The following is a 23,187-nucleotide window of genomic DNA, read 5'->3' as shown; positions in this document are numbered from 1 at the left end:
TGCCTCAACTGAAATCAAGGGCCTGCGGAATGTTGCTGCAGAGGGACAACCTGCCGACTGGCAGGAGGTTGAAGCTACACCCATCAACGCTCATGCCATGACAAAGTTCGTAGTTACCGACAATGGCACAGTGGCAGGTCAGGCGGTTACACCGGCTGAAGCAATCAATAGTTTTGAAGGCTCCAGCGCTGATGGGGCAAAGCTGGTTGTTACAAACGTTTCTGAAAATGGCCAGATGACCCTCACTGGAACCGGATTCACCCACCCCTCCGGTGGTGGCTCAGTATTGGGTCTTCTGTATGACGACAGGGCAACCCAGATGAACGATGGTGAGGGCAACGTCGTTCGGACTATTGAAGCTGAAGCGCAAGGCAAATTCTCTGTCACCCTGCCTGTGCCCACCGCGGAGAACTCCAACAACGCCTGGTTGGCTGGATCAACCCATAGGGTGCGAGTGCTCACCGGTAGCCTAAAGGACGGGGACCAGCCACGAAGCATCCCCGTGGAGGTTACTGTAGCTCCGGCTCCTCAGACCACTTGTGGAGCTCCCCAAGCCACCACAGTTGCTTCAACACTGGCAGCTTTTGCCGGCTACGGAACCTTCGTAGACTCAGCTGTAGGCATTGAGCCTACCCCGGCACCTAGCGTTGAGCCCACCCCGGTTCCTAGTGCTGAGCCCACCCCGGTTCCTAGTGCTGAGCCCACCCAGGCACCTAGCGTTGAGCCAACTGCTGCTCCCAGCGTTGAGCCAACAGTTGCTCCCAGCGTTGAGCCAACAGTTGCTCCCAGCGCTGAGCCGTCTGTTCAGCCCACCGAAGGATCTACGGCTTCACCCAGCACAGAACCGACCGGTGCCCCCAACCCTGACCCCAGCTCTGCACCCAGCGCAGAAGCAACAGGGCAGGCTGGCAATGGTTCAGCAGGCTCACAGCAGCAGGTGGCAGGAGCTAACCAGAGTGCCAGTGGTGCAACTAGCTCTCAGGTGGGAGCATCCACCCAGCAGACAGGTAAGCAGGCCAGCGGTGGTAGCCTGGCTCAGACCGGCGCTTCGGTTGCTGCACTAGCAGGAATCGGTGCCTTTGTACTGGTTGCAGGCTGGGCGGTATTCGTCGCTCGCCGTCGCGCTTCCTAAGCTGTAGCACGGTAGGCGGTACAACATCACTCAGTAGTAACTCCACACATTGGCTCAGGGTGGGGAGTCTCCAACGGGAGGCTCCCCACCCTGAGGCATTTACGAGGTTGCAAGATGTGTTGAAAACAACGTGCTGCTAGGACTCTTTGTAGGGAAGGTCTCTTTTCTAAGTGCTGATCAACTGGTAGAGTTTTGATTCTGTGTGGTTCTCTATGCCCACACAACCACGGTTCTTACCGTGCCACAACATAATGCCGCTACCTGGCGGGGTTCGCCCGCTCACGCGGGTCTAGATGTTCGTTGGCATGGTTAGGGCCCAGGCGTGTCCGCCAACTCTCCACCCTACACAGGCTATGAGAGACCGGCGCGTCAACATCCCGTAGAAATGTTCCGCAAGGCTGGCTCGCACTATACGCGTGTCGGAACCGGCGAGACGACAGGAGAAATATGATTCAGCAGGAGTCACGACTCAAGGTTGCTGACAACACCGGTGCGAAGGAAATCCTGACCATCCGTGTTCTCGGTGGCTCAAAGCGTCGTTACGCAGGCATTGGCGACATCATTGTCGCAACCGTCAAGGATGCAATCCCCGGCGGTACCGTCAAGAAGGGCGACGTCGTTAAGGCGGTTGTCGTCCGCACCAAGAAGGAAGTTCGTCGTCCCGACGGCTCCTACATCAAGTTCGACGAGAACTCAGCAGTTATTCTCAAGAACACCGATGGTGACCCCCGTGGCACCCGTATCTTCGGACCTGTTGGCCGCGAACTGCGCGACAAGAAGTTCATGAAGATCATTTCACTTGCTCCGGAGGTGCTCTAACTCATGGCTAAGATCAAGTCTGGCGACCTGGTACAGGTCATTTCAGGTGCAGATAAGGGTAAGCAGGGCAAGGTTCTTAAGGTATTCCCTAAGACCCAGCGCGTGCTGGTAGAAGGCGTCAAGATCGTCACCAAGCACAACAAGGCAAACCCCATGACCGGCGAAGCCGGCGGCATCGAAAAGGTTGAGGCACCGATTCACGTTTCAAACGTTGCAATTGTTGATCCCGAGACCAAGAAGCCGACCCGCGTTGGTTACCGCCTCGAGACCGTAGAGCGCAATGGCAAGGAACGCACCATCCGCGTGCGCGTTGCCAAGAGCTCGGGTAAGGACATCTAATGACCGAAGCAAAGATTACCCCTCGTTTCAAGACTAAGTTCAACGAAGTAGTCACCCCCGCCCTGCAGGAAGAGTTCAAGTACGAGAACGTCATGCAGTCACCGAAGATCGTTAAGGTCGTCGTGAACATGGGTGTTGGTGAAGCTGCTAAGGACGCGAAGCTCATGGATGGTGCTATCCGCGACCTCACCGCTATCACCGGTCAGAAGCCGCTCGTTACCCGCGCGAAGAAGTCCATCGCACAGTTCAAGCTGCGTGAAGGTCAGCCCATTGGCGCACACGTCACCCTCCGTGGCGATCGCATGTGGGAATTCCTCGACCGCCTCGTCACCCTGGCCCTTCCCCGTATCCGCGACTTCCGCGGCCTCTCGGATCGCCAGTTCGACGGTAACGGTAACTACACCTTCGGTCTGACCGAACAGTCCATGTTCCACGAAATCGATCAGGACACCATCGATCGCGTTCGCGGTATGGACATCACCGTGGTTACCACCGCAAAGACCGACGATGAAGGCCGTGCGCTTCTGAAGGCACTCGGCTTCCCCTTCAAGACCCAGTAACGACTACGTTATAGGTCCGCACCTTGAAAGGTGAGGAAACCATAACGAGGAAGGGCTCAGCCCACCATGACTATGACAGATCCTGTCGCAGATATGCTGACCCGTTTGCGTAACGCAAACTCAGCACATCACGACACCGTGTCAATGCCTTACTCAAAGCTTAAGGCTCGTATTGCCGAGATCCTCAAGGCAGAAGGCTACATCGCCGACTTCAAGGAAGAGGAAGCAAAGGTCGGTAAGACCCTGACCCTCGAACTCAAGTTCGGCCCCTCCCGTGAGCGCTCCATCGTAGGCGTTCGCCGCATTTCCAAGCCGGGTCTGCGTGTTTACGCAAAGTCCACCAACCTGCCCCAGGTTCACGGTGGCCTCGGCATCGCAATCCTGTCAACCTCTTCAGGTCTGCTCACTGACAAGCAGGCTGCGAAGAAGGGTGTTGGCGGCGAAGTCGTCGCTTACATCTGGTAGTCGGTAAGAAGAGAAAGGAAGAAGAATGTCACGTATTGGACGTCTCCCCATCTCGGTTCCTGCCGGCGTTGAGGTAAAGATTGATGGCAACCTGGTTGCCGTAAAGGGTGCAAAGGGCGAGCTGACCCACGAAGTTGCAGCTCCCATCGCTGTTGCACTCGAAGACGGTGTTATCACCGTAACCCGCCCGAACGATGAGCGTGCATCACGTTCACTGCACGGTCTGACCCGCACCCTGATCCAGAACATGATCATCGGTGTTACCGAGGGCTACTCCAAGAAGCTCGAAATCGTTGGTACCGGTTACCGCGTAACCGCTAAGGGTTCCGACCTCGAGTTCGCACTTGGCTACTCACACCCCATCACCATCGAAGCACCTGCGGGTATCACCTTCGCTGTTGAGGGCGCTAACAAGCTGACCGTTTCCGGTATCAGCAAGCAGCAGGTGGGCCAGGTTGCAGCTAACATCCGCGGTCTGCGTAAGCCTGATCCCTACAAGGGCAAGGGCGTTCGCTACGAAGGCGAGCAGATCCGTCGCAAGGTCGGAAAGGCTGGTAAGTAACAATGGCTGTAAAGACTAAGTCAGCACAGCGCGCACGTCGTCACGCACGCGTCCGCAAGTACGTTTCAGGCACCGCAGCACGCCCCCGCCTGTCTGTCACCCGCTCAGCTCGTCACATGTTCGTTCAGGTCATTGACGACACCAAGGGCCTGACCCTCGCATACGCTTCCACCATGGAAGCTGAACTGCGCGGTGCAGAACTGGACAAGACTGCAAAGGCAAAGCGCGTCGGCGAACTCGTTGCCGAACGTGCCAAGGCTGCAGGCATCGAAGCTGTTGTCTTCGACCGCGGTGGTAACAAGTACCACGGCCGTGTCGCAGCAGTAGCTGAAGGCGCACGCGAAGGAGGTCTGGCACTCTAATGAGCGAGCAGACTGTAAACGAAAAGGAAACTCAGGTGACTGAAGCAACCGCAGAAGCTACCGCTGAAACTTCCGAGAAGCGCGAAGCCCGCCGCAACGAGCGTGGCGAACGTCGCGGTAACCGCGGCGAGCGTCGCAACAACCGCGGCCGCGAAGAAGAGAAGGACAAGTTCATCGAGCGCGTTGTCACCATCAACCGCGTCTCCAAGGTCGTCAAGGGTGGTCGTCGCTTCAGCTTCACCGCACTCGTCGTTGTTGGTGACGGTAACGGTATGGTTGGCGTCGGCTACGGTAAGGCTAAGGAAGTTCCTGCCGCCATCTCCAAGGGTGTTGAAGAAGCTAAGAAGAACTTCTTCCGCGTACCCCGCATTGAAGGCCGCACCATTCCTCACCGCGTTCAGGGTGAAGCTGCTGCAGGCGTAGTTATGCTGCGTCCCGCAACCGCTGGTACCGGTGTTATTGCTGGTGGTCCCGTCCGCGCCGTACTTGAAGCAGCAGGCATCCACGATGTTCTGTCCAAGTCACTCGGTTCATCCAACCAGATCAACATTGTCCACGCGACCATCGAGGCCCTGCGTCAGCTCGAAGAGCCTGTAGCAGTTGCTGCCCGCCGTGGTCTGCCCCAGGACGAGGTTATCCCCGGCTTCCTGCGTGGCGCTAAGTCTGAAAAGGCAGGTGCGTAATGACCGGTAAGCGTATTAAGCCCAGCGACGCTAAGCTGGAAATCACCCAGATCAAGTCCTACGTCGGTGAAAAGCAGAACATGCGTGACACCCTCCGTTCCTTGGGCCTCAAGCGCCCCGGTAACAAGGTTGTTCGCACCGCTGACGCCGTCACCTGTGGCATGGTCAACACCGTAGCTCACCTGGTTCAGGTTGAGGAGGTCAAGTAAAGATGGCAAACAACGACGCTATCAAGATTCACGATCTGCGCCCGGCTCCGGGTGCCCACAAGGCTAAGACCCGCGTAGGCCGCGGTGAAGGCTCAAAGGGTAAGACCGCAGGTCGCGGTACCAAGGGTACCAAGGCTCGTTACCAGGTTCGCGCCGGTTTCGAAGGTGGCCAGCTTCCGCTGCACATGCGCCTTCCCAAGCTGCGCGGCTTCAAGAACCCCTTCCGCACCGAGTACCAGGTTGTTAACCTGGACCGTATCGCGGAGCTCTTCCCCGGCGGCGGCGACATCACCGTTGACGCCCTGGTTGCAGCTGGCGCAGTTCGCAAGAACGAACTCGTCAAGGTTCTGGGTACCGGCGAAATCTCAGCAGCCTACAACGTAACTGTTGACAAGGTTTCTGAGTCAGCTAAGGCCAAGATTGAGGCTGCTGGCGGTTCTGTAACCGTCAAGTAAGTCTCTCAGCCACAAAACCGTGGCTAAGATGAAGAGCCCCTCCCACATGTGTGGGAGGGGCTCTTTCTTAACTTCAGGACGACGTCCTCAGGCCCCTAAAGAGGTTAGGGGAGGGTTTTGGGGAAGATATGGATGCCCCTAAAGAGGTAGGGGAGGGGTTTGGGTAAAAATATAGACACAAATGGGTATTACATGACGGTTATAAAGCTACGTCACGCATGAGAAGATCCCAATCACTCCCATTTAGGGATAAACTTAAAGAGATTGTGTAAAAATGACCGGGTTGTACCTACGGTAGGCCCCGGCAAGACCAGAGATTTTCTCTGCTAGGAGGACAAGTGCTGAGCGCTTTAGGCCGGGCTTTCAAAACGCCTGATTTGCGTAATAAGCTGCTGTTCACCCTTGCAATTATCGTGATTTATCGTGTGGGCGTATTTATCCCTGCACCTGGTGTTTCATACGGCAACGTTCAACAGTGTCTGTCTACGATTACCGCAACCGGCGGCGTCTACGACATGATCAACCTGTTTAGCGGTGGCGCCCTACTCCAGCTTTCGATTTTTGCACTCGGTGTAATGCCCTACATTACTGCGAGCATTATTGTTCAGCTGTTGCGCGTGGTTATTCCCCGCTTCCAGCAGCTCCATGAGGAAGGTGCCCAGGGCCAGACCAAGCTCACCCAGTACACCCGTTACCTCACGATTGTGCTGGCCCTGCTGAATGCAACCACCATCGTGTCACTGGCCCGTTCTGGTATGTTGCTTCAGGGATGTACCCTCCCGATCATCCCCAACGACGGCGTCTGGAATATTCTACTGATTATCATTGCCCTGACCGCCGGTACTGGTGTCGTGATGTGGCTGGGTGAGCAGATCACCGAAAAGGGTGTCGGCAATGGCATGTCCCTACTGATCTTCACCTCAATTGCGGCCTCCTTCCCCGGTGCGTTCGGTTCCATCCTGCAGACCCAGGGTTGGGGAATCTTCGCTGCAGTGATGGTCGTTGGCCTGCTTCTGATTGTGGCTGTAGTCTTCGTTGAGCAGTCCCAGCGCCGTATTCCGGTTCAGTACGCCAAGCGAATGATTGGCCGTCGAACCATTGGTGGAACTTCCACCTACATCCCCTTGAAGGTCAACATGGCCGGCGTTATTCCCATCATCTTCGCCTCATCCATGCTGATGGTTCCCGGTCTGATTGCCCAGTTCAATACCCCTGCAGACGGAACTCCTCCCGCCGCCTGGGTTAACTGGATCAACACCTACCTCCTCCTCGGTGACCACCCCATCTACATGGTTCTCTACTTCCTGTTGATTCTGGGCTTTGCCTACTTCTACGTCTCCATCACCTTCAACACTGAAGAAGTTGCAGGCAACATGAAGAAGTACGGTGGCTTCATTCCCGGCATCCGCGCTGGACGTCCTACCCAGGAATACCTCAGCTACGTCCTGAACCGTATTACCCTACCCGGCGCTATTTACGTTGCGGTCCTGGCCCTGCTACCCCTGATCGCCCTGGTCCTCTTCAACGTAAACCAGAACTTCCCGCTCGGCGGTGCTTCACTGCTGATCGTGATTGGCGTTGGCCTTGACACCGTCAAGCAGATCGACGCTCAGCTCCAACAACGCAACTACGAAGGACTACTGCGATGAACCGTCTTCTCATCATCGGCCCCCCCGGCGCTGGCAAAGGTACCCAGGCTGTCAAGATTGCTGAAAAGCTGAACATCCCCGCCATCTCCACCGGTGACATCTTCCGTAAGAACATCAAGGAAGAAACCGAGCTCGGCAAGGAAGCCAAGTCCTACATTGACTCTGGCAACCTGGTTCCCGACTCAGTCACCAACCGTATGGTCCGGGCCCGCCTGGCAGAGGACGACACCGCTAACGGCTTCCTGCTGGACGGCTACCCCCGCAACACCGCCCAGGTCGGCGAGCTTGATACCATCCTGGCAGACATGGGCCAGGAAATTGGCCAGGTCCTCCTGCTGGTTGCTGACAACGACGAACTGGTCGAACGTCTGCTGGGCCGCGCCGCTAAGGAAGGCCGCTCAGACGACAACGAAGAGGTCATCCGCCACCGCCTCAAGGTCTACGAAGAGGAAACCGCCCCTCTCGTAGCTATCTACACTGAGCGTGGCCTCGTCACCCAGATTGATGGTCTGGGCGAGATTGACGAAGTTACCGCCCGTATCATGGACGCTCTCAAGTAAGCATCCACCCTCTCCTGTGCCCCCGGTCATTGCGGGGGCACAGGTTTTTAAAGCAGACTAGTGTAGTTTGCACAGAAAACCGACAGGCCCACAAAGGAACACCATGCGCCGCATTGAATACAAGACCGACCGGCAACTAGCCCACATGGCCCGGGCTGGAGTGATTACCTCCCGTGCCCTCGACGCAGCCGTAGCAGCTGCCACACCCGGCGTTACCACTGCCGAACTCGATCAGGTATTCCGCGGCGTCCTGGCTGAATACGGGGCAGGATCCAATTTCCTGGGCTACTACGATTACCCAGCCACCATTTGCACCTCCGTCAATGATGAAGTTGTCCACGGTATCCCCGGGAACCGGGTGCTCGCTGAAGGCGACATGATCTCCATTGACGGTGGTGCCACCGTCCAGGACGAACGCGGCACCACCTGGCACGGGGACTCAGCCCGCACCGCCCTGATCGGCAAAGTATCGGACGCCCGCCGGGAACTCTCTGAGGTCACCCGCGCCGCCCTCTGGCAGGGCATCGCTGCTCTTGCTACCGCCAAGAAAATCGGTGAAGTCGGTTTTGCTATCGAAAACTTCGTCCGCCAAGAAACCGGCGATAAGTACGGGATTATCGAAGACTTCGTGGGTCACGGCATCGGCACCTCCATGCACATGGCTCCGGACGTCCTCAACTACGCCGCCCGGGATCTTGGCCCCCGCATCAAAAAAGGCATGGCATTTGCCATTGAACCCATGCTCGTAACCGGTGGAATCGAAACCGTCACCCTCGACGATGACTGGACCATCAAAACCGTCGATGGGGGAGACGCCTGCCAGTGGGAACACTCCGTTGCCGTCCACTCTGAAGGTATCTGGGTACTTACCGCAGAAGACGGTGGTGCCTCCGAACTCTCCAAACTCGGCGTTACCGTCAAACCCATCCCTGCCTAACCTGCGGACCCCGACCCACCCCGTTCGCCCCTCACCACACCGAAAGCACCCCCCATGACCGAAACCACCAGCGTCCCTCTGGAAATCTCCAGCGCCCGACCCGAACCCGGCCAGATCATCCTCAAAGCCCCCCGCCGCGGCAAGCCCCCGCGCCACATCGCAGACTTCGATATGGCCGGCCGCCGCGCCTTCCTCGAAGAACTCGGCTACAAGCCCTTCCGGGCAGCCCAGCTCTCCAAGCACTACTTCGAACGCCTGGTCACCGACCCCGCCCAGATGACCGACCTGCCCGCAGCAGAACGCGAACAAATGGTTGCCGACGCCATGCCCCAGCTGCTCACCACCGTCCGCACCCTCGAAGCCGATGGGGGAGACACCCTCAAAGTCGTCCACCGCCTCTTCGACGGTGCCCTGGTTGAATCCGTCATCATGCGTTACGAGAACCGCGTCACCATGTGTATCTCTTCCCAGGCAGGCTGCGGTATGAACTGCCCCTTCTGCGCCACCGGCCAGCAGGGCCTCACCCGCAACCTCTCCACCGCCGAAATCGTCGAACAGGTCATCGCAGGTGCCCGCTACCTCAAAAACATGAAGGGCCTCGAACAGGCAGACGGTGGCTCCGAAGACACCCGCCCCCTACGCGTCTCCAACATCGTCTTCATGGGAATGGGCGAAGCCCTCGCCAACTACAAGGCCACCATGGGCGCCGTCCACCGCCTGATTGACCCCGCCCCCGAAGGCCTAGGCATCTCCGCCCGCGGTATCACCATGTCCACCGTCGGCCTCGTCCCCGGCATCCGCAAATTCGAGCTAGAAAAACTCCCCATCACCCTAGCCCTCTCCCTCCACGCCCCCGACGACGAGCTCCGCGACGAACTCATCCCCATCAACCAGCGCTGGAAGGTCGACGAAACCCTCGACGCCGCCTACGACTACTACCGCACCACCGGCCGCCGCATCTCCATCGAATACGCCCTCATCCGCGACATCAACGACCAGGGCTGGCGCGCCGACCTCCTCGGTAAAAAACTTGCCTCCCGCGGACGCGGCTGGGTACACGTCAACCCCATTCCGCTCAACCCAACCCCCGGCTCCAAATGGACAGCCTCCCGCAAGGGCGTAGAACAAAACTTCGTTGAACGCCTCCGCGCCCACGGCATCCCCACCACCGTGCGCGATACCCGCGGAAGTGACATTGACGGTGCCTGTGGCCAGCTGGCGGCAAAGGAAGACTAAGGTCTGGCCTCCGGCACCGACTCCAGCAAAAATTTATTTCCTCGCTCGCTCGGAATTTTTGCCTTCGTCCTGCGGCCAGCTTGCAGCTAAGGAAGACTAAACGAAATACGCAGGACAGGACGCTCCTTAGCCGACTAACCTTCTTGGCCTCGCGCCGGGGCGCTCGGCCAATTCATGCCAGCCCCAGCCAGTCGGCTGCCGAAGCGTCCTGCCCCTGCGCTTAAGCCCCGGATATTAATGTGAAGCTCGCTATGTTTTGCGAAAACCATTAACATTCCGGGGCTTTTGCCGTATATTAGATTGTTGGTTGTCTGTGCCATGCCCTTAAAAGGCAAGCGGACGGCACCCGGGAAACCGGGATAACGGCCGAAACAGAAACAAACTACCAAGAGCAACCAAGACAAACTTGGATGCACGAACGTAAAGCGGAGGATATGGCCAAGAAAGACGGCGTCATCGAGATTGAAGGTACCGTGGTCGAAGCACTGCCCAACGCATCATTCCGCGTTGAGCTAGACAACGGACACAAGGTACTTGCCCACATCTCAGGCAAGATGCGTCAGCACTACATTCGAATCCTGCCTGAGGACCGAGTAGTAGTCGAGCTCAGCCCCTACGACCTCTCCCGCGGTCGTATCGTCTACCGCTACAAGTAAACACGAGCAACAAACGTCGCTAAGCAGCGGCGTTTACGCCGTGTAAAAGGGGTAAACAGTTCTCCCACCGGCTAGCCGGACACAGAACCTCTTACCCCGCCCGTCCAAAGCATTAGCTGAAACATCAACGCAAAGGAATGCGATGAAGGTCAAGCCGAGCGTTAAGCCGATCTGCGACAAGTGCAAAGTGATCCGCCGTCACGGTGTGGTCATGGTGATCTGCGAAAACCCGCGCCACAAGCAGCGTCAGGGCTAATCACTAGCCAACGCTGAAAAGACCACCCACATGCGAGGTGGCACAACAGAAAATGGCACCGCTCCTGCCACAAGCAGGATACCTCCGGGCACAGAGGCCGGGGACCGAAGACAACTTCGGGCAGTGATGTCACAGACCTCTGCGAAAACAAGGAGAACGCCCCATGGCACGTCTCGCTGGAGTCGATATTCCCCGCGAAAAGCGCGTGGAAATTGCTCTTACTTACATCTACGGCGTGGGCAAGACCCGTGCAAAAGAAGCACTTGCTGCAACCGGTGTTGACCCCAACACCCGCGTCAAGGACCTTGACGACAGCCAGCTCGTAGCTCTTCGTGACTTCATCGAAGGCAACTACAAGGTTGAAGGTGACCTTCGCCGCGAGGTTGCTGCCGACATCCGCCGCAAGGTCGAAATCGGTAGCTACCAGGGTCTGCGTCACCGCCGTGGCCTTCCCGTACACGGCCAGCGCACCAAGACCAACGCCCGTACCCGCAAGGGCCCGAAGCGTACCGTCGCAGGTAAGAAGAAGTAACCAGTGTTGTTCCAGTCTTGCGCCTTAGCTAAGACCAACACTTCAACCAAAACTTTGTAGGAGAATCAAAAATGCCTCCCAAGACTCGCGCAGCGGCCAAGCGTACCGGCCGCCGCAAGGTTTCCAAGAACATTGTTGCCGGTCAGGCACACATCAAGTCAACCTTCAACAACACCATCGTTTCAATCACTGATCCCTCTGGTGCTGTTATTTCCTGGTCATCCGCAGGTGAAATGGGCTTCAAGGGTTCACGTAAGTCAACCCCCTACGCAGCTCAGATGGCTGCTGAAACCGCTGCAAAGCGCGCTCAGGAACACGGTGTCCGCAAGGTAGACGTTTTCGTCAAGGGCCCCGGCCCCGGCCGCGAAACCGCTATCCGCTCACTCCAGGCTACCGGCCTTGAAGTTGGCTCCATCCAGGACGTCACCCCCGTTGCCCACAACGGCTGCCGTCCTCCGAAGCGCCGCCACGTCTAAACCACACCGTCTAGACGCGTCCCGAACCTCGGGCGACCAGCTACCTGCCGGTAGCCGGTCAATGAACAGACTGCTTCGTCTGCTTCCTCACTCGTTTTTCCCAACCTGTGAGCTCATATAGCGGATGCTCACCGAAAGGAAACATAGTGCTCATTGCACAGCGCCCCATCCTGCGTGAAGAACACGTATCGGAAAACCGTTCACGCTTCACCATCGAGCCCCTCGAACCCGGCTTCGGCTACACCCTGGGTAACTCCCTCCGTCGCACCCTTCTCTCATCCATCCCCGGTGCCGCTGTTACCAGCATCCGCATCGACGGTGTGCTGCACGAATTCAGCACTGTAGAAGGCGTGACCGAGGACGTCACCGAGATCATCTTGAACATCAAGAAGCTCTCCATCTCATCAGAGAACGACGAACCCGTTGTCGCCTACCTGCGTAAGCAGGGCGAAGGTGAACTGACCGCCGCCGACATCGAGGTGCCTGCAGGCGTCGAGATCCACAACCCGGACCTCCACATCGCAACCCTCAACAACCGCGCGAACTTCAACGCAGAACTGACCATCGAACGTGGCCGCGGCTACGTATCAGCAGCTCAGAACAAGTCAGGCGATGCAGAGATCGGCCGTATCCCGGTTGACTCCATCTACTCACCCGTTCTGAAGGTCACCTTCCGCGTCAGCGCAACCCGTGTTGAGCAGCGCACCGACTTCGACTCCCTTACCCTGGACGTCGAAACCAAGGAAGCAATTGCTCCCCGCGACGCAGTCGCATCAGCAGGCAACACCCTCGTTGAGCTCTTCGGCCTGGCCCGCGAACTCAACACCGCCGCTGAAGGTATCGAAGTTGGCCCGTCACCCGCTGACGAGTCAATGGCCGCAGACCTGGCTCTGCCCATCGAAGACCTGGACATGACCGTCCGCTCCTACAACTGCCTCAAGCGCGAAGGCATCCACACCGTGGGTGAACTCGTGACCCGTAGCGAAGCAGACCTCATGGACATCCGCAACTTCGGTGCCAAGTCCATCGACGAAGTCAAGGCAAAGCTCACCGAGCTGGGCCTGTCCCTCAAGGACTCACCCGCCGGTATGGACCTTTCAGCCCGCCTGCAGGACGACGACAGCTACGGTAGCGACTACTAAGACACCGGCAGTCAACGCAGTACAGCGTTACACCAGTCAAATATCTTTGGTTCCCCTGCCGTGAGGCAGTAAGGAACGGCTTACCAGGAGAATAAATTATGCCTACTCCCACTAAGGGTCCCCGCCTCGGCGGATCACCGACCCATGAGCGCATCATGCTGAACAACCTGTCTCAGCAGCTCTTCGAGCACAAGCGCATCACCACCACCGTTACCAAGGCAAAGCGTCTGCGCCCCGTCGCTGAGCGCCTGATCACCTTCGCAAAGAAGGGTGACCTCAACGCTCGCCGCCGCGTCCTGCGCTCCATCGGTAACAAGTCCGTAGTCCACGAGCTCTTCACCGTCATTGCTCCTGCAATGGCCGAGCGTCCCGGTGGCTACACCCGCATCACCAAGATCGGTAACCGCAAGGGCGACAACGCCCCCATGGCAGTTATCGAACTGGTCATGGAACCCGTTGCAACCGCAGCTGCTGTAACCGAAGCTACCAAGGTAGCTGAAACCGCAGCAGTCAAGGAAGAAGCAACCGCACCCGCAGCAGAAGAGACCAAGGCAGCAGCCGCAACCTCTGAACTGCCCGCAGGCGCACACGCAGCAACCGAGAACGGCGAAGCTCCTGAGGGCTTCGAAATCAAGGGTAACGCTGACTCCATGAAGTACCACGTCCCCGGTTCACGCTGGTACGCAAACACCCAGGCTGAAATCTGGTTCGACACCAAGGAATCAGCTGAAGCAGCAGGTTACGCACCTGCCGGTGGTGCAGCAGCACAGACCATCTCAGAAGACTAATCACAGTAGCTACTGAGTAATAGAAGAGCGGCTCTTCCCCTATTGTGGGAAGGGCCGCTTTTCTGCCAAATAGCGGTAAAGTATGACAAGCAATAAGCTCAACCTACCAGCATAGGCAAGAAGCCAGGAGACCCATGACCGAAACCGAGCAGAAACTCTACCAACCACAAATACGGGTACGCATCGACTTCGCCTACGACGGTGGCCCCTTCTCTGGTTGGGCAAAACAGCCGGGTTTGGTGACGGTGCAGGGGGTCCTGGAAGGAGCTCTGGCCCTCATTTTCCGCCACCCCGTCTACACGACGGTGGCAGGACGTACCGACGCCGGAGTTCATGCCCTGCACCAGGTAGTGCACTGTGATGTTCCCCGGGACACCTGGGAGAAACTACCTGGCAGAAGCCCTGACACCCCGGCAAGGTCTTTGCGGCGCAAACTTCGGGGGGCCCTCAGCCGGGCTTTGGCAGATGCAGAGAGTGAACTCGGCATCCCGGCTAAACTCCAGGGCTATCTGCAAAAGGCAATAACTATCGCGGAGGTAGCCGAGGTTCCGGTGAGCTTCGATGCCCGCTTTTCGGCCCTGGAGCGTTCATATCGCTACCTCATTGAGGATGGCCAGGACGAGGTAGGTTCTAACCCCCTCAACAGATTGATAGCCTGGCAGGTTAATAAAGAACTTGACCTAACCCTCATGAACGCAGCCGCTGGCAATTTGCTGGGGCTTCATGACTTCCTTTCCTTCTGCAAGCCCCGGGAGGGCTCAACTACCATCCGTGAATTGCGGGAACTGAGTTTTGAACGGCGAGAAGATGGACTTGTTGAGGCAAGGATCCGGGCAGATGCCTTCTGCCATAACATGGTGCGTACTCTCATCGCTTCACTTGTGCTGGTGGGGGAGGGGAGTAAGGACGAAGCCTGGCTCATCTCCCGTATTACCGCCCCGGTGCGCGATTCCCAGGTACGTCTCGCTGCTCCGCGCGGTCTGGCCCTGGCCTCTATCACCTACCCCGAGGCGTCCGGCTATGCGGCCCAAAGCGAAAAAGCCCGCAACCTCAGAAGCCTCCCTGAGAGCCCCATAAATCACAAGCCTGTGATTTAAAGGTGAGGTCGGTCAAACCAGCTAAGTTTAAGGACTTTATACCTGGCTTAAAGCCCCAGAGTTGGGTATAGTTTCATACGTTGTGCGTTTACTGCCCTCATTTCGTACCCTGTTCTTCGGTCTAGTTGCAGGACAATAACGGGGAACAAGAGGTCTGAGGGGTTCAGTAGCGCAGATGTGTTTGGCCCTCACCCAAACCCTGCGATAACGCACCTAGGTAAACCAGCGCGATACCCAACTAGCGCTACAAGAAACGAGAAAAGGCGAAATTTTGCGCACTTACACTCCGAAGTCAGGCGACAACAACCGCCAGTGGCACATCATCGATGCCTCTGACGTTGTTCTCGGCCGTCTCGCAAGCCAGACCGCAATCCTGCTGCGCGGCAAGCACAAGCCCACCTTCGCACCCCACGTTGACATGGGTGACTCCGTCATCATCATCAACGCTGAAAAGGTTGCACTGACCGGTGCCAAGCTTGAGCAGAAGCGTGCCTACCGCCACTCCGGTTACCCCGGTGGTCTGAAGTCAGTTAACTACGCCGAACTGTTGGAAACCAACCCCGTTCGTGCCGTAGAAAAGGCTGTCAAGGGCATGCTCCCCAAGAACAAGCTGGCTGCCCAGCAGCTCAAGAACCTCAAGGTTTACGCAGGTTCTGAGCACCCCCATGCAGCTCAGCAGCCCAAGACCTACGAATTCACCCAGGTTGCCCAGTAATTCGGGCCTACGAAAGAACTATTAAAGGAGACATCGTGGCTCAGAACGAAGAGTACACCACCGAAGAAGAGCTCACCAGCTACACTTCCGAGTCTTCAGCACCCGTTGCTGAAAAGGCTGCCCGCCCCGCCCTGACCGTTGGTGGCCAGGCTGTTGGTCGTCGCAAGGAAGCCGTTGCCCGCGTCCGTCTGGTACCCGGTACCGGCAAGTGGACCGTCAACGGTCGCGAGCTCGACAACTACTTCCCCAACAAGCTGCACCAGCAGGAAGTAAACGACCCCTTCAAGCTGCTTGAACTCGAAGGCGCCTACGACGTCTTCGCCCGTATCTCAGGCGGCGGCCCCTCCGGCCAGGCTGGCGCTCTGCGTCTTGGCGTTGCTCGTGCCCTGAACGAGATCGACGCTGAGAACAACCGCCCCGCCCTGAAGAAGGCAGGCTTCCTGACCCGCGACGCCCGTGTTATCGAGCGTAAGAAGGCTGGTCTTAAGAAGGCACGCAAGGCCTCACAGTTCTCCAAGCGCTAAGCTTTCGAACTGGGCTTTGCCTGGACCTCTTTGCAAGCGCCCCACTCCCGTTATTTCGGGAGTGGGGCGCTTTCGTCCTGCTGGCCAAAAATCGGCCCTGGGGCGGCAAGGGTGGGGATCACAAGGACGCCCCAGCCCAACTGCCTGGGCCGGGGGAGAGGGGGCGCTGGTTAGGGTCAAAACCGGTGTAACAGTGGGATAAACCACAAAGTGGTTCTAGAATAGTGGTGGCAACATTACACAAGAGAAAGGGTGCCCATGGCATCTTCGAACACCACTCGTGCAACCCGGTCAACCGCTTCGGCCACCAAGGCAGCAGCTGCCGAAGCTGAGGCTCAGAGCAAGGAAGCTACTGAAACCCAGGCCGGTGTAGAGGTCGAGGCCAAGCCTGTTGATCCCAAGAAGGAAGCCGTCAAAGCGGCCCTGACTAAGGAAGCCCGTCGCGTCTCCGTCGTTGAAGACTACTCAGCTGAGCTTGATGAAATCTCATCCCTGACCAAGAAGCTCGCAGGCGATGGCGGTGAAAAGTCAGACGCCTGGAAGGCTGGCTACCCTTACGACAAGAAGCTTTCCCGCAAGGAATACGAGAAGGAAAAGCGGGCCCTGCAGATTGAGCTGTTGAAGCTGCAGCTGTGGATTAAGGAGACCGGCCAGAAGGTCCTTATCATTTTTGAGGGCCGAGATGCAGCAGGTAAGGGCGGCGCCATTAAGCGCTTCATGGAGCACCTGAACCCCCGTGGTGCCCGAGTGGTGGCCCTGGAGAAGCCCACCGATATTGAACAGACCCAGTGGTACTTCCAGCGCTACATCCAGCACCTGCCCTCCGGCGGCGAAATCGTACTCATGGACCGCTCCTGGTACAACCGGGCCGGTGTTGAGCGCGTCATGGGCTACTGCACCTCCCAGCAGTACTACGAATTCATGCGCGAAGTACCCGATCTGGAACGTATGCTCGTGAACTCCGGTGTCAAGCTCATCAAGTTCTGGTTCTCTGTCACCCGCGCCGAGCAGCTGGCCCGTTTCAACGCCCGCCGCACCGACCCCGTCCGCCAGTGGAAGCTCTCACCGACCGACCTTGCCTCCCTGGATAAGTGGGATGACTACACCGCCGCCAAGGAAGCTATGTTCTTCTACACTGACACCGGCGATGCCCCCTGGACTGTTGTGAAGTCCAATGACAAGAAGCGGGCCCGCCTGGAAGCTATGCGGCACGTTTTGGGCCAGTTCGACTACCCCAACAAGGATCATGCCCTCGTTGGTTCCACCGATCCCCTGATTGTTGGCAAGGGATCAGATGTACTGGAAGATGATGTGCCGGAAAACCCTGAAGGTTTCCCTGTTCTGCGCGAAGAAAAGTAGTACCCAGCAGTTAGAATAATCTGTAATGACTAGATTATTCGGAACCGACGGTGTTCGCGGCCTCGCTAACGATGTAATTACTCCTGCCCTGGCTATGGAGCTAGCGCAGGCCGCGTCCATCGTCCTTGGGTTCAATACGGTAAATGAAGGTACCCGCCCCAAGGCTGTCATCGCCCATGACTCCCGGATTTCCGGTGAGTTCATCGGTGCAGCTATGACCGCCGGATTCGCGGCCTCAGGCGTTGACGTGCTCGACGCCGGTATGGTTCCAACTCCGGCAGCTGCCTACCTGGTTGCCAGCACCGGCGCTGATTTCGGTGTGATGATTTCTGCCTCCCACAATGCGGCAGAAGATAACGGCATCAAGTTCCTGGCCCGAGGCGGTAAGAAGCTTGACGACGCCCTGGAAGATGCTATTGAAGAGCTCTACCGCTCGAAGGACTTCCGTTTCCCCACCCATGGCGAGGTCGGCCGCGTCCGGCCCCTGACTGATGGTGAAGACCGCTACGTCACCCACCTGATGTCAACCATGCCTGAGCACCGCCGTCTTAACGGTCTGAAGGTTGTTCTGGACTGTGCCAACGGTGCTGCCTCCGGAGTGTCGCCCGATGCTTTCCACGCCCTGGGCGCCAAGGTCTTTGTTATTGGTGCTGACCCCGATGGCGTAAATATCAACGACGGCGTCGGCTCAACCCACCCTGAGAAGCTGCAGGAAGCCGTCCTGAAGCACAGCGCTGATTTGGGTATTGCCCACGATGGTGACGCTGACCGCTGCATGGCGGTGGACGAGCAGGGCAACCTGGTAGACGGCGACCAGATTATGTCCATTCTGGCCCTGCAGATGAAGGAAGCAGGAACCCTCAAGGACGATACCCTGGTAGCTACCGTCATGTCCTCCCTGGGCCTAGAACTCTTCCTCAAAGAGCACGGCATTAAGCTGGAGCGTACCTCAGTGGGTGACCGCTATGTGCTGGAATCCATGAACAAGAACGGCTTTAACCTAGGTGGTGAGCAGTCTGGCCATGTGATTATGTCAGACCACGCAACCACCGGTGACGGCGTGCTGACCGGTCTGCACCTGGCCGCTGAGGTAGCCCGAACCGGCCTGCCCCTATCTGAGCTGGCCAACCGTATGCAGGCAACCCCCCAGAAGCTGATTAACGTCAAGGGCGTAGATCGTGCTGGCGTAGCAACTTGCGTGCCGCTCCAGGAAGCGATTAAGGACGCCGAGGCCCAGCTGGGTGACACCGGTCGAGTCCTTTTGCGTCCCTCGGGCACTGAGCCCCTGGTTCGCGTCATGGTAGAGGCTGCGACCCAGGAGGTAGCAGATGCTACAGCCCAGGCCCTGGCCGATGTTGTAGCCCGTGAACTAGCCATCTAACGGTTAAAAACTTTCCCCAAGGGGCCCTGATAAGAAGTATCAGGGCCCCTTACCTGTCGGAAGAACAAACGCCCTGAACCTATCCAAAAGATGTGAGAAATTAGGCAAACCTCGGACGGGGAGAAAACCTGTCCGACAGGTTAGAGACGGGGTAAACTGAACATGAATTGCTCCCAGAGCGCCATCGTCGGCACAATTCTGGGGGCATTTTTTAATACACAAACGCAACTACACGAAGAAGGACTCAATGGCTGAGACTCAGACTCCAAGCCTGCGCGTGCGCGTGCAGAAGTTTGGCACCTTCCTATCGAGCATGATTATGCCCAACATCGGCGCTCTGATCGCCTGGGGTATCATCACTGCCCTTTTTATCCCCAAGGGCCTTGTGCCCAAGTACTTCCCGGGCCTGACCGACTTTAGCGCCCTGGTCGCAACCATGGTCGGCCCCATGGTCTTCTACCTTTTGCCCATCCTGATCGCCTACACCGGCGGTAAAATCATCTACGACCACCGCGGCGGTGTCGTCGGCGCTACCGCAACCATGGGCGTCATCATGGGCTCCAGCGATGCCCTCTTCGTCGGCGAAGCCGGCGGTTCCCCCATGTTCCTGGGCGCTATGGTCGTTGGCCCCCTGGCTGCCTGGTGCATGAAGAAGCTGGACGGCCTCTGGGACGGCAAGATCAAGCCCGGCTTTGAAATGCTGGTCAATAACTTCTCTGCCGGTATCTTTGCTGTCATTGCAGCCCTGGGATCCATGTTCCTGCTGACCCCCGTCATGCGGGCCTTCTCAGCAGGGGCGGAAGCCGCTGTTAACTGGCTGGTCTCCACCGGCCTGCTGCCCCTGACCGCCCTGCTCATTGAGCCGGCCAAGGTCCTCTTCCTCAACAACGCTATCAACCACGGCATTATCACCCCCCTGGGCACCGCCCAGGCCTTGGAACAGGGCAAGTCGATTCTCTACCTGCTGGAAGCCAACCCCGGCCCCGGCCTGGGTATCCTGCTGGCCTACTGCTTCTTCGGCCGTGGCTCAGCTAAGGCAACCGCCCCCGGTGCAGCCCTCATCCACTTCTTCGGCGGTATCCACGAAATCTACTTCCCCTACGTCCTCATGAAGCCCCAGCTGATCATCGCCGCTATCGCAGGCGGTATGACCGGCACCTTCACCTTCATGACCCTGAACGTCGGCCTGACCTCAGCTTCAGCCCCTGGCTCTATCCTTGCCATCACTGCTGTTGCTGCTGAGGGCGACCACTTCAAGATCTACCTGGGCGTATTCGCTGCCACCCTGGTGTCCTTCCTGATCGCCTCAGCAATCCTCAAGTTCTCCAAGCAGGGTGAAGATGACCTGTCTGCAGCCGCTGCCAAGATGGAAGAGATGAAGGGCAAGAAGTCCTCCGTTGCCGCTGCTTTTGCAACCGCCAACAAGAACCAGGAAATCCGCACCATCGTCTTTGCCTGCGACGCCGGTATGGGCTCATCAGCCATGGGCGCCTCAGTTCTGCGCAACAAGATTAAGGACGCCGGCTTCGGCGACCGCGTTACCGTCACCAACAGCGCAATCAGCAACCTGAAGGACGAGTACGACCTACTGGTCTCCCACCAGGACCTGGCAGACCGGGCCGCTACCCCCACCCCCAGCGCCATCCACGTTGCCGTCGATAACTTCATGAACTCCCCGCGCTACGACGAGATCGTTGAAATGATCCGCTCCCAGCACGCAGGTGAAGCTACCCCGGCCCCCGCCAGCGAGGCACCCGCTACCCCTGCCGCCGTTGCTACCGAAGAGCAGGTGCTGACCCTGGGCACCATCGTCCTGAACGCAACTGCCGCAGACCGGGCCGACGCTATCAACCAGGCAGGTGACCTGCTCGTCGCCACCGGCAAGGTTGACGACAGCTACCGGGCTGCTATGCACGAACGTGAAGCCTCCGTCTCCACCTACATGGGGAACGGCCTGGCCATTCCCCACGGCACCAACGAAGCGAAGGACGCCATCCATAGCTCAGCCATGAGCTTCATCCGCCTGGCCGAACCCATCGACTGGAGCGGCAAGCCCGTCAACTTCGTTATCGGTATCGCCGGGGCAGGTGGAACCCACCTGGAACTGCTCCAGAAGGTTGCTAAGATTTTCTCCAAGAAGGAATCTGTAGCCCAGCTTGAAGCGGCTACCACCGCAGAGGAAATCCTCGAGATCTTTGGAAAGGTCAACTAACCATGAAGAAGGCAGTACACTTCGGGGCCGGCAACATTGGCCGTGGCTTCGTTGGCGTCATCCTAAATGAGGCCGGCTACGAGCTGGTCTTCTCGGACGTCGCCGCCCCCCTCATTGACGCCCTCAATGAGCAGGACACCTACACCGTCCACGAAGTCGGTCACGATCCCAAGGACCTGACCATCACTCACTTTCGCGGTATCAACTCAGCTGAGAATCCCCAGGCCCTGGCTGAAGAAATCGCAACCGCTGACGTCGTGACCACCGCCGTTGGCCCCACCGTACTCAAATTCGTTGCCGTCAATATTGCTGACGGCCTCAAGCTCCGGGCCGAACGGGGAGTTGCCGGTAAGGTGGCCATCATGGCCTGCGAAAACGCTATCAACGCCACCGACGGCCTGGCTGAGGAAGTCCGCAAGCACTTCCCTGAAGCTGACTCTGTCGCTATCTTCGCCAACACCGCTGTAGACCGTATCGTGCCCAACCAGGCCCCCGGCCAGGGCCTCGATGTAACCGTTGAGAACTACTACGAGTGGGCAGTAGAGACCGGCCCCTTCGGCCAGGACATTCCTGAGATTCCCGGGGCAACCTGGGTAGAGGACCTTGCCCCCTACATCACCCGTAAGCTCTTTACGGTCAATACCGGCCACGCCACCACCGCCTACTTTGGCCAGCAGGCTGGGATCTCTAAGCTCTCCGATGCCCTGGAGGTGCCGGAGATCCGCGCCAAGGTGGAGGCAACCCTGGCTGAAACCAAGGACCTGATCGTTCGCAAGTTTGGTTTTGAGCCCGAGGTCCAGCAGGCCTATGTCGAGAAGATCCTGGCCCGCTTCGCTAACCCGGATCTGCCCGATACCACTGAGCGCGTTGGCCGCTCCCCGCTGCGGAAGATTTCCCGCAACGAGCGGTTTATTGGCCCGGCTGCTGAACTGGCAGAGATGGGTCGTCCGACCGACGCCCTGTTGGCCACCGTCGGGGCCCTCTTGGAATTTGACGTTGCTGAGGATCCTGAGTCCGTTGAACTTCAGGCCCTTCTGGCTTCTGCCCGCTCCGGGCAGAAGTCTGCAGCTGAGCTTACCCAGGAGCTCACCGGCCTCACTGCCGACCACCCCCTCTTCGCTGGCCTCCTGGCCCAGGTTGAGGCTCGACTGGCAGCCTAAGCCCTAGCTCTTCCTGTAGTTCCCTGTCTGCCCACTGGCAGGGCAGGAAGAAGGCAGGACGTACTCGGCCCGGCTCACCTACCTCTCAGGTAGGGGAGCCGGGCCGGTTGCTTTTATCACCAGGGCTGGCTCAGACAGGCGGAGCTTGAGAGAGGCAGCCAGATTAGGGGGGGGGCTACCTGCGGCCAGGCAGGGGGCTAACATGGCTTGTCAGGGGCTACCTGCGGCTCTAGGCAGGGGCTAACAAGGCTTGTCAGGGGCGAATGTCTTGCCGGGGTGAGAGAGCACCGAGTAAGGATTGGCAGGGGGCTAGCCGGTGCCTTAGTGGGTAGCTGCAGCAAAAGTAAAAACCTGCCTAGGTATAAGGAAAGCCCCGGTGTTTCCGCCGGGGCTTGTGCTTTGAGTCTAAAGCAGGAAGATTACTTGCTGGCCAGGGCGTCGCGGATCTCCTTGAGGAGGGCAACCTGGGGATCTTCTTCTTCAACTTCGTCTTCGAGGCCGAGCTTGGCAGCGCGAGCTTCGTTGAACTTGTTGATGGGCATAACGATGCAGAAGTAAACTGCAGCAGCAATCAGCAGGAAGTTAACAACTGCGGTCAGGAAGACGCCAATCTTGATATCACCGAAGACGAGGAATTCGTCGAAGGAGGGGGAGCCAACCATCATGGAGATGGCGGGCATCAGGACGGAATTAACCAGAGCGTTAACAACGGCGGTGAAAGCGGTGCCAATGATCATACCTACTGCGAGGTCGATGACATTGCCGCGAGTGATGAAATCTTTAAATCCACTAAGCATGAGTTCAAGAATACCGGTTTTCAGCCCAGAGAAAAGACCCCCACACAAAGAAAGAAGGGCAAAAAGCGGTGGGCTTGCTCACACGGTATAAGCGACTTAAGGTGTATCACACATTTAGCCTGTC

The 23,187-nt window shown here is 58.0% G+C and carries 28 protein-coding genes; 26 read left to right on the top strand and 2 right to left on the bottom strand.

Annotated elements, in window-relative coordinates:
• Window positions 1–591: 591 nt before the first annotated feature.
• Window positions 592–765 (bottom strand): hypothetical protein, encoded by a 174-nt coding sequence (locus ACMXX3_RS02430; RefSeq protein WP_421083380.1) that lies wholly within the window; start codon window positions 763–765, stop codon window positions 592–594.
• A gap of 814 nt (window positions 766–1,579) precedes the next feature.
• Here ACMXX3_RS02430 and rplN point away from each other — a divergent pair.
• The 26 genes from rplN (at window position 1,580) to ACMXX3_RS02300 (ending at window position 22,266) form a co-directional block, all read left to right on the top strand.
• On the top strand, window positions 1,580–1,951 hold the full coding sequence (rplN, locus tag ACMXX3_RS02425) for a 50S ribosomal protein L14 (RefSeq protein WP_135013742.1): 372 nt from the start codon (window positions 1,580–1,582) through the stop codon (window positions 1,949–1,951).
• Window positions 1,952–1,954: 3 nt separating this feature from the next.
• Window positions 1,955–2,290 carry a 50S ribosomal protein L24 gene (gene rplX / locus ACMXX3_RS02420; protein ID WP_237188190.1) on the top strand — a complete coding sequence of 112 codons (336 nt, stop codon included), beginning with the start codon at window positions 1,955–1,957 and terminating at the stop codon, window positions 2,288–2,290.
• Window positions 2,290–2,850, top strand: a complete 561-nt coding sequence (gene rplE, locus ACMXX3_RS02415) for a 50S ribosomal protein L5 (RefSeq protein WP_421083201.1) — start codon at window positions 2,290–2,292, stop codon at window positions 2,848–2,850. Before rplX ends, rplE begins: the two co-directional genes overlap by 1 nt.
• Window positions 2,851–2,916: 66 nt before the next feature.
• Window positions 2,917–3,315 (top strand): 30S ribosomal protein S8, encoded by a 399-nt coding sequence (rpsH, locus tag ACMXX3_RS02410; protein ID WP_135013745.1) that lies wholly within the window; start codon window positions 2,917–2,919, stop codon window positions 3,313–3,315.
• Window positions 3,316–3,340: 25 nt separating this feature from the next.
• Complete coding sequence (gene rplF / locus ACMXX3_RS02405; RefSeq protein WP_237208094.1) at window positions 3,341–3,877, top strand: 50S ribosomal protein L6; 537 nt, start codon at window positions 3,341–3,343, stop codon at window positions 3,875–3,877.
• Between the two features lie 2 nt (window positions 3,878–3,879).
• A complete protein-coding gene (gene rplR, locus ACMXX3_RS02400) occupies window positions 3,880–4,239 on the top strand; it encodes a 50S ribosomal protein L18 (protein WP_237208093.1) in 360 nt (119 codons plus the stop codon).
• Window positions 4,239–4,922: a 30S ribosomal protein S5 gene (rpsE, locus tag ACMXX3_RS02395; protein ID WP_237208092.1), complete on the top strand. Its 684-nt coding sequence runs from the start codon at window positions 4,239–4,241 to the stop codon at window positions 4,920–4,922. The genes rplR and rpsE overlap by 1 nt, the downstream gene beginning before the upstream one ends.
• Window positions 4,922–5,131 (top strand): 50S ribosomal protein L30, encoded by a 210-nt coding sequence (rpmD, locus tag ACMXX3_RS02390; protein WP_237208091.1) that lies wholly within the window; start codon window positions 4,922–4,924, stop codon window positions 5,129–5,131. The genes rpsE and rpmD overlap by 1 nt, the downstream gene beginning before the upstream one ends.
• A gap of 2 nt (window positions 5,132–5,133) precedes the next feature.
• Window positions 5,134–5,586, top strand: coding sequence for a 50S ribosomal protein L15 (rplO, locus tag ACMXX3_RS02385; RefSeq protein ID WP_237188196.1), 453 nt, complete (start codon window positions 5,134–5,136; stop codon window positions 5,584–5,586).
• Window positions 5,587–5,924: 338 nt separating this feature from the next.
• The gene (gene secY / locus ACMXX3_RS02380) at window positions 5,925–7,235 is read left to right on the top strand and encodes a preprotein translocase subunit SecY (RefSeq protein ID WP_421083200.1); all 1,311 of its coding nucleotides are present in this window, start codon (window positions 5,925–5,927) and stop codon (window positions 7,233–7,235) included.
• Window positions 7,232–7,795: an adenylate kinase gene (locus ACMXX3_RS02375; protein ID WP_346875842.1), complete on the top strand. Its 564-nt coding sequence runs from the start codon at window positions 7,232–7,234 to the stop codon at window positions 7,793–7,795. The genes secY and ACMXX3_RS02375 overlap by 4 nt, the downstream gene beginning before the upstream one ends.
• A gap of 103 nt (window positions 7,796–7,898) precedes the next feature.
• A complete protein-coding gene (gene map / locus ACMXX3_RS02370; RefSeq protein WP_421083199.1) occupies window positions 7,899–8,732 on the top strand; it encodes a type I methionyl aminopeptidase in 834 nt (277 codons plus the stop codon).
• A gap of 54 nt (window positions 8,733–8,786) precedes the next feature.
• Window positions 8,787–9,968, top strand: coding sequence for a 23S rRNA (adenine(2503)-C(2))-methyltransferase RlmN (gene rlmN / locus ACMXX3_RS02365; protein WP_421083198.1), 1,182 nt, complete (start codon window positions 8,787–8,789; stop codon window positions 9,966–9,968).
• A gap of 434 nt (window positions 9,969–10,402) precedes the next feature.
• Window positions 10,403–10,624 (top strand): translation initiation factor IF-1, encoded by a 222-nt coding sequence (infA, locus tag ACMXX3_RS02360; protein ID WP_083090737.1) that lies wholly within the window; start codon window positions 10,403–10,405, stop codon window positions 10,622–10,624.
• A 142-nt stretch (window positions 10,625–10,766) separates the two neighbouring features.
• Window positions 10,767–10,880: a 50S ribosomal protein L36 gene (gene rpmJ, locus ACMXX3_RS02355; protein ID WP_004005257.1), complete on the top strand. Its 114-nt coding sequence runs from the start codon at window positions 10,767–10,769 to the stop codon at window positions 10,878–10,880.
• A 163-nt stretch (window positions 10,881–11,043) separates the two neighbouring features.
• Entirely contained in the window at window positions 11,044–11,412 is a 369-nt protein-coding gene (gene rpsM, locus ACMXX3_RS02350) for a 30S ribosomal protein S13 (protein ID WP_237202258.1), read from the top strand.
• Window positions 11,413–11,483: 71 nt separating this feature from the next.
• Window positions 11,484–11,888, top strand: coding sequence for a 30S ribosomal protein S11 (gene rpsK, locus ACMXX3_RS02345; RefSeq protein ID WP_083090739.1), 405 nt, complete (start codon window positions 11,484–11,486; stop codon window positions 11,886–11,888).
• Window positions 11,889–12,034: 146 nt separating this feature from the next.
• A complete protein-coding gene (locus tag ACMXX3_RS02340; RefSeq protein WP_237188202.1) occupies window positions 12,035–13,030 on the top strand; it encodes a DNA-directed RNA polymerase subunit alpha in 996 nt (331 codons plus the stop codon).
• A 98-nt stretch (window positions 13,031–13,128) separates the two neighbouring features.
• On the top strand, window positions 13,129–13,818 hold the full coding sequence (gene rplQ, locus ACMXX3_RS02335; RefSeq protein WP_237188203.1) for a 50S ribosomal protein L17: 690 nt from the start codon (window positions 13,129–13,131) through the stop codon (window positions 13,816–13,818).
• 134 nt (window positions 13,819–13,952) lie between these two features.
• On the top strand, window positions 13,953–14,915 hold the full coding sequence (truA, locus tag ACMXX3_RS02330; protein WP_421083197.1) for a tRNA pseudouridine(38-40) synthase TruA: 963 nt from the start codon (window positions 13,953–13,955) through the stop codon (window positions 14,913–14,915).
• Between the two features lie 271 nt (window positions 14,916–15,186).
• Window positions 15,187–15,630: a 50S ribosomal protein L13 gene (gene rplM, locus ACMXX3_RS02325; RefSeq protein WP_135013063.1), complete on the top strand. Its 444-nt coding sequence runs from the start codon at window positions 15,187–15,189 to the stop codon at window positions 15,628–15,630.
• A 35-nt stretch (window positions 15,631–15,665) separates the two neighbouring features.
• The gene (rpsI, locus tag ACMXX3_RS02320) at window positions 15,666–16,154 is read left to right on the top strand and encodes a 30S ribosomal protein S9 (protein WP_135013062.1); all 489 of its coding nucleotides are present in this window, start codon (window positions 15,666–15,668) and stop codon (window positions 16,152–16,154) included.
• A 258-nt stretch (window positions 16,155–16,412) separates the two neighbouring features.
• Window positions 16,413–17,513: a polyphosphate kinase 2 gene (gene ppk2 / locus ACMXX3_RS02315; RefSeq protein WP_421083196.1), complete on the top strand. Its 1,101-nt coding sequence runs from the start codon at window positions 16,413–16,415 to the stop codon at window positions 17,511–17,513.
• Between the two features lie 25 nt (window positions 17,514–17,538).
• The gene (glmM, locus tag ACMXX3_RS02310) at window positions 17,539–18,894 is read left to right on the top strand and encodes a phosphoglucosamine mutase (protein ID WP_421083195.1); all 1,356 of its coding nucleotides are present in this window, start codon (window positions 17,539–17,541) and stop codon (window positions 18,892–18,894) included.
• 247 nt (window positions 18,895–19,141) lie between these two features.
• Window positions 19,142–21,106 (top strand): PTS mannitol transporter subunit IICBA, encoded by a 1,965-nt coding sequence (locus ACMXX3_RS02305; protein WP_421083194.1) that lies wholly within the window; start codon window positions 19,142–19,144, stop codon window positions 21,104–21,106.
• A gap of 2 nt (window positions 21,107–21,108) precedes the next feature.
• Window positions 21,109–22,266, top strand: a complete 1,158-nt coding sequence (locus tag ACMXX3_RS02300) for a mannitol-1-phosphate 5-dehydrogenase (protein WP_421083193.1) — start codon at window positions 21,109–21,111, stop codon at window positions 22,264–22,266.
• Window positions 22,267–22,685: 419 nt separating this feature from the next.
• Here ACMXX3_RS02300 and mscL read toward each other — a convergent pair whose 3' ends face one another.
• Window positions 22,686–23,063 (bottom strand): large conductance mechanosensitive channel protein MscL, encoded by a 378-nt coding sequence (gene mscL / locus ACMXX3_RS02295; RefSeq protein ID WP_421083192.1) that lies wholly within the window; start codon window positions 23,061–23,063, stop codon window positions 22,686–22,688.
• Between the last annotated feature and the right edge of the window lie 124 nt (window positions 23,064–23,187).

Source organism: Rothia nasimurium (genome assembly GCF_049068285.1).
Lineage (GTDB): Bacteria > Actinomycetota > Actinomycetes > Actinomycetales > Micrococcaceae > Rothia > Rothia nasimurium_I.
This window is presented reverse-complemented; position numbering and strand designations above follow the sequence as displayed.

Bases quoted from the DNA above. Each gene is read 5' to 3' on its own strand.
- glmM (WP_421083195.1), top strand. From the start codon at position 17,539: ATGACTAGATTATTCGGAACCGACGGTGTTCGCGGCCTCGCTAACGAT.
- rplX (WP_237188190.1), top strand. From the start codon at position 1,955: ATGGCTAAGATCAAGTCTGGCGACCTGGTACAGGTCATTTCAGGTGCA.
- mscL (WP_421083192.1), bottom strand. From the start codon at position 23,063: ATGCTTAGTGGATTTAAAGATTTCATCACTCGCGGCAATGTCATCGAC.
- truA (WP_421083197.1), top strand. From the start codon at position 13,953: ATGACCGAAACCGAGCAGAAACTCTACCAACCACAAATACGGGTACGC.
- rlmN (WP_421083198.1), top strand. From the start codon at position 8,787: ATGACCGAAACCACCAGCGTCCCTCTGGAAATCTCCAGCGCCCGACCC.
- ACMXX3_RS02300 (WP_421083193.1), top strand. From the start codon at position 21,109: ATGAAGAAGGCAGTACACTTCGGGGCCGGCAACATTGGCCGTGGCTTC.
- infA (WP_083090737.1), top strand. From the start codon at position 10,403: ATGGCCAAGAAAGACGGCGTCATCGAGATTGAAGGTACCGTGGTCGAA.
- rplQ (WP_237188203.1), top strand. From the start codon at position 13,129: ATGCCTACTCCCACTAAGGGTCCCCGCCTCGGCGGATCACCGACCCAT.
- rplE (WP_421083201.1), top strand. From the start codon at position 2,290: ATGACCGAAGCAAAGATTACCCCTCGTTTCAAGACTAAGTTCAACGAA.
- rpsK (WP_083090739.1), top strand. From the start codon at position 11,484: ATGCCTCCCAAGACTCGCGCAGCGGCCAAGCGTACCGGCCGCCGCAAG.
- rpsM (WP_237202258.1), top strand. From the start codon at position 11,044: ATGGCACGTCTCGCTGGAGTCGATATTCCCCGCGAAAAGCGCGTGGAA.
- rplR (WP_237208093.1), top strand. From the start codon at position 3,880: ATGGCTGTAAAGACTAAGTCAGCACAGCGCGCACGTCGTCACGCACGC.
- ppk2 (WP_421083196.1), top strand. From the start codon at position 16,413: ATGGCATCTTCGAACACCACTCGTGCAACCCGGTCAACCGCTTCGGCC.
- rplF (WP_237208094.1), top strand. From the start codon at position 3,341: ATGTCACGTATTGGACGTCTCCCCATCTCGGTTCCTGCCGGCGTTGAG.
- map (WP_421083199.1), top strand. From the start codon at position 7,899: ATGCGCCGCATTGAATACAAGACCGACCGGCAACTAGCCCACATGGCC.
- rpmD (WP_237208091.1), top strand. From the start codon at position 4,922: ATGACCGGTAAGCGTATTAAGCCCAGCGACGCTAAGCTGGAAATCACC.
- rpmJ (WP_004005257.1), top strand. From the start codon at position 10,767: ATGAAGGTCAAGCCGAGCGTTAAGCCGATCTGCGACAAGTGCAAAGTG.
- rpsE (WP_237208092.1), top strand. From the start codon at position 4,239: ATGAGCGAGCAGACTGTAAACGAAAAGGAAACTCAGGTGACTGAAGCA.
- rplN (WP_135013742.1), top strand. From the start codon at position 1,580: ATGATTCAGCAGGAGTCACGACTCAAGGTTGCTGACAACACCGGTGCG.
- ACMXX3_RS02305 (WP_421083194.1), top strand. From the start codon at position 19,142: ATGGCTGAGACTCAGACTCCAAGCCTGCGCGTGCGCGTGCAGAAGTTT.
- rplO (WP_237188196.1), top strand. From the start codon at position 5,134: ATGGCAAACAACGACGCTATCAAGATTCACGATCTGCGCCCGGCTCCG.
- rpsH (WP_135013745.1), top strand. From the start codon at position 2,917: ATGACTATGACAGATCCTGTCGCAGATATGCTGACCCGTTTGCGTAAC.
- ACMXX3_RS02375 (WP_346875842.1), top strand. From the start codon at position 7,232: ATGAACCGTCTTCTCATCATCGGCCCCCCCGGCGCTGGCAAAGGTACC.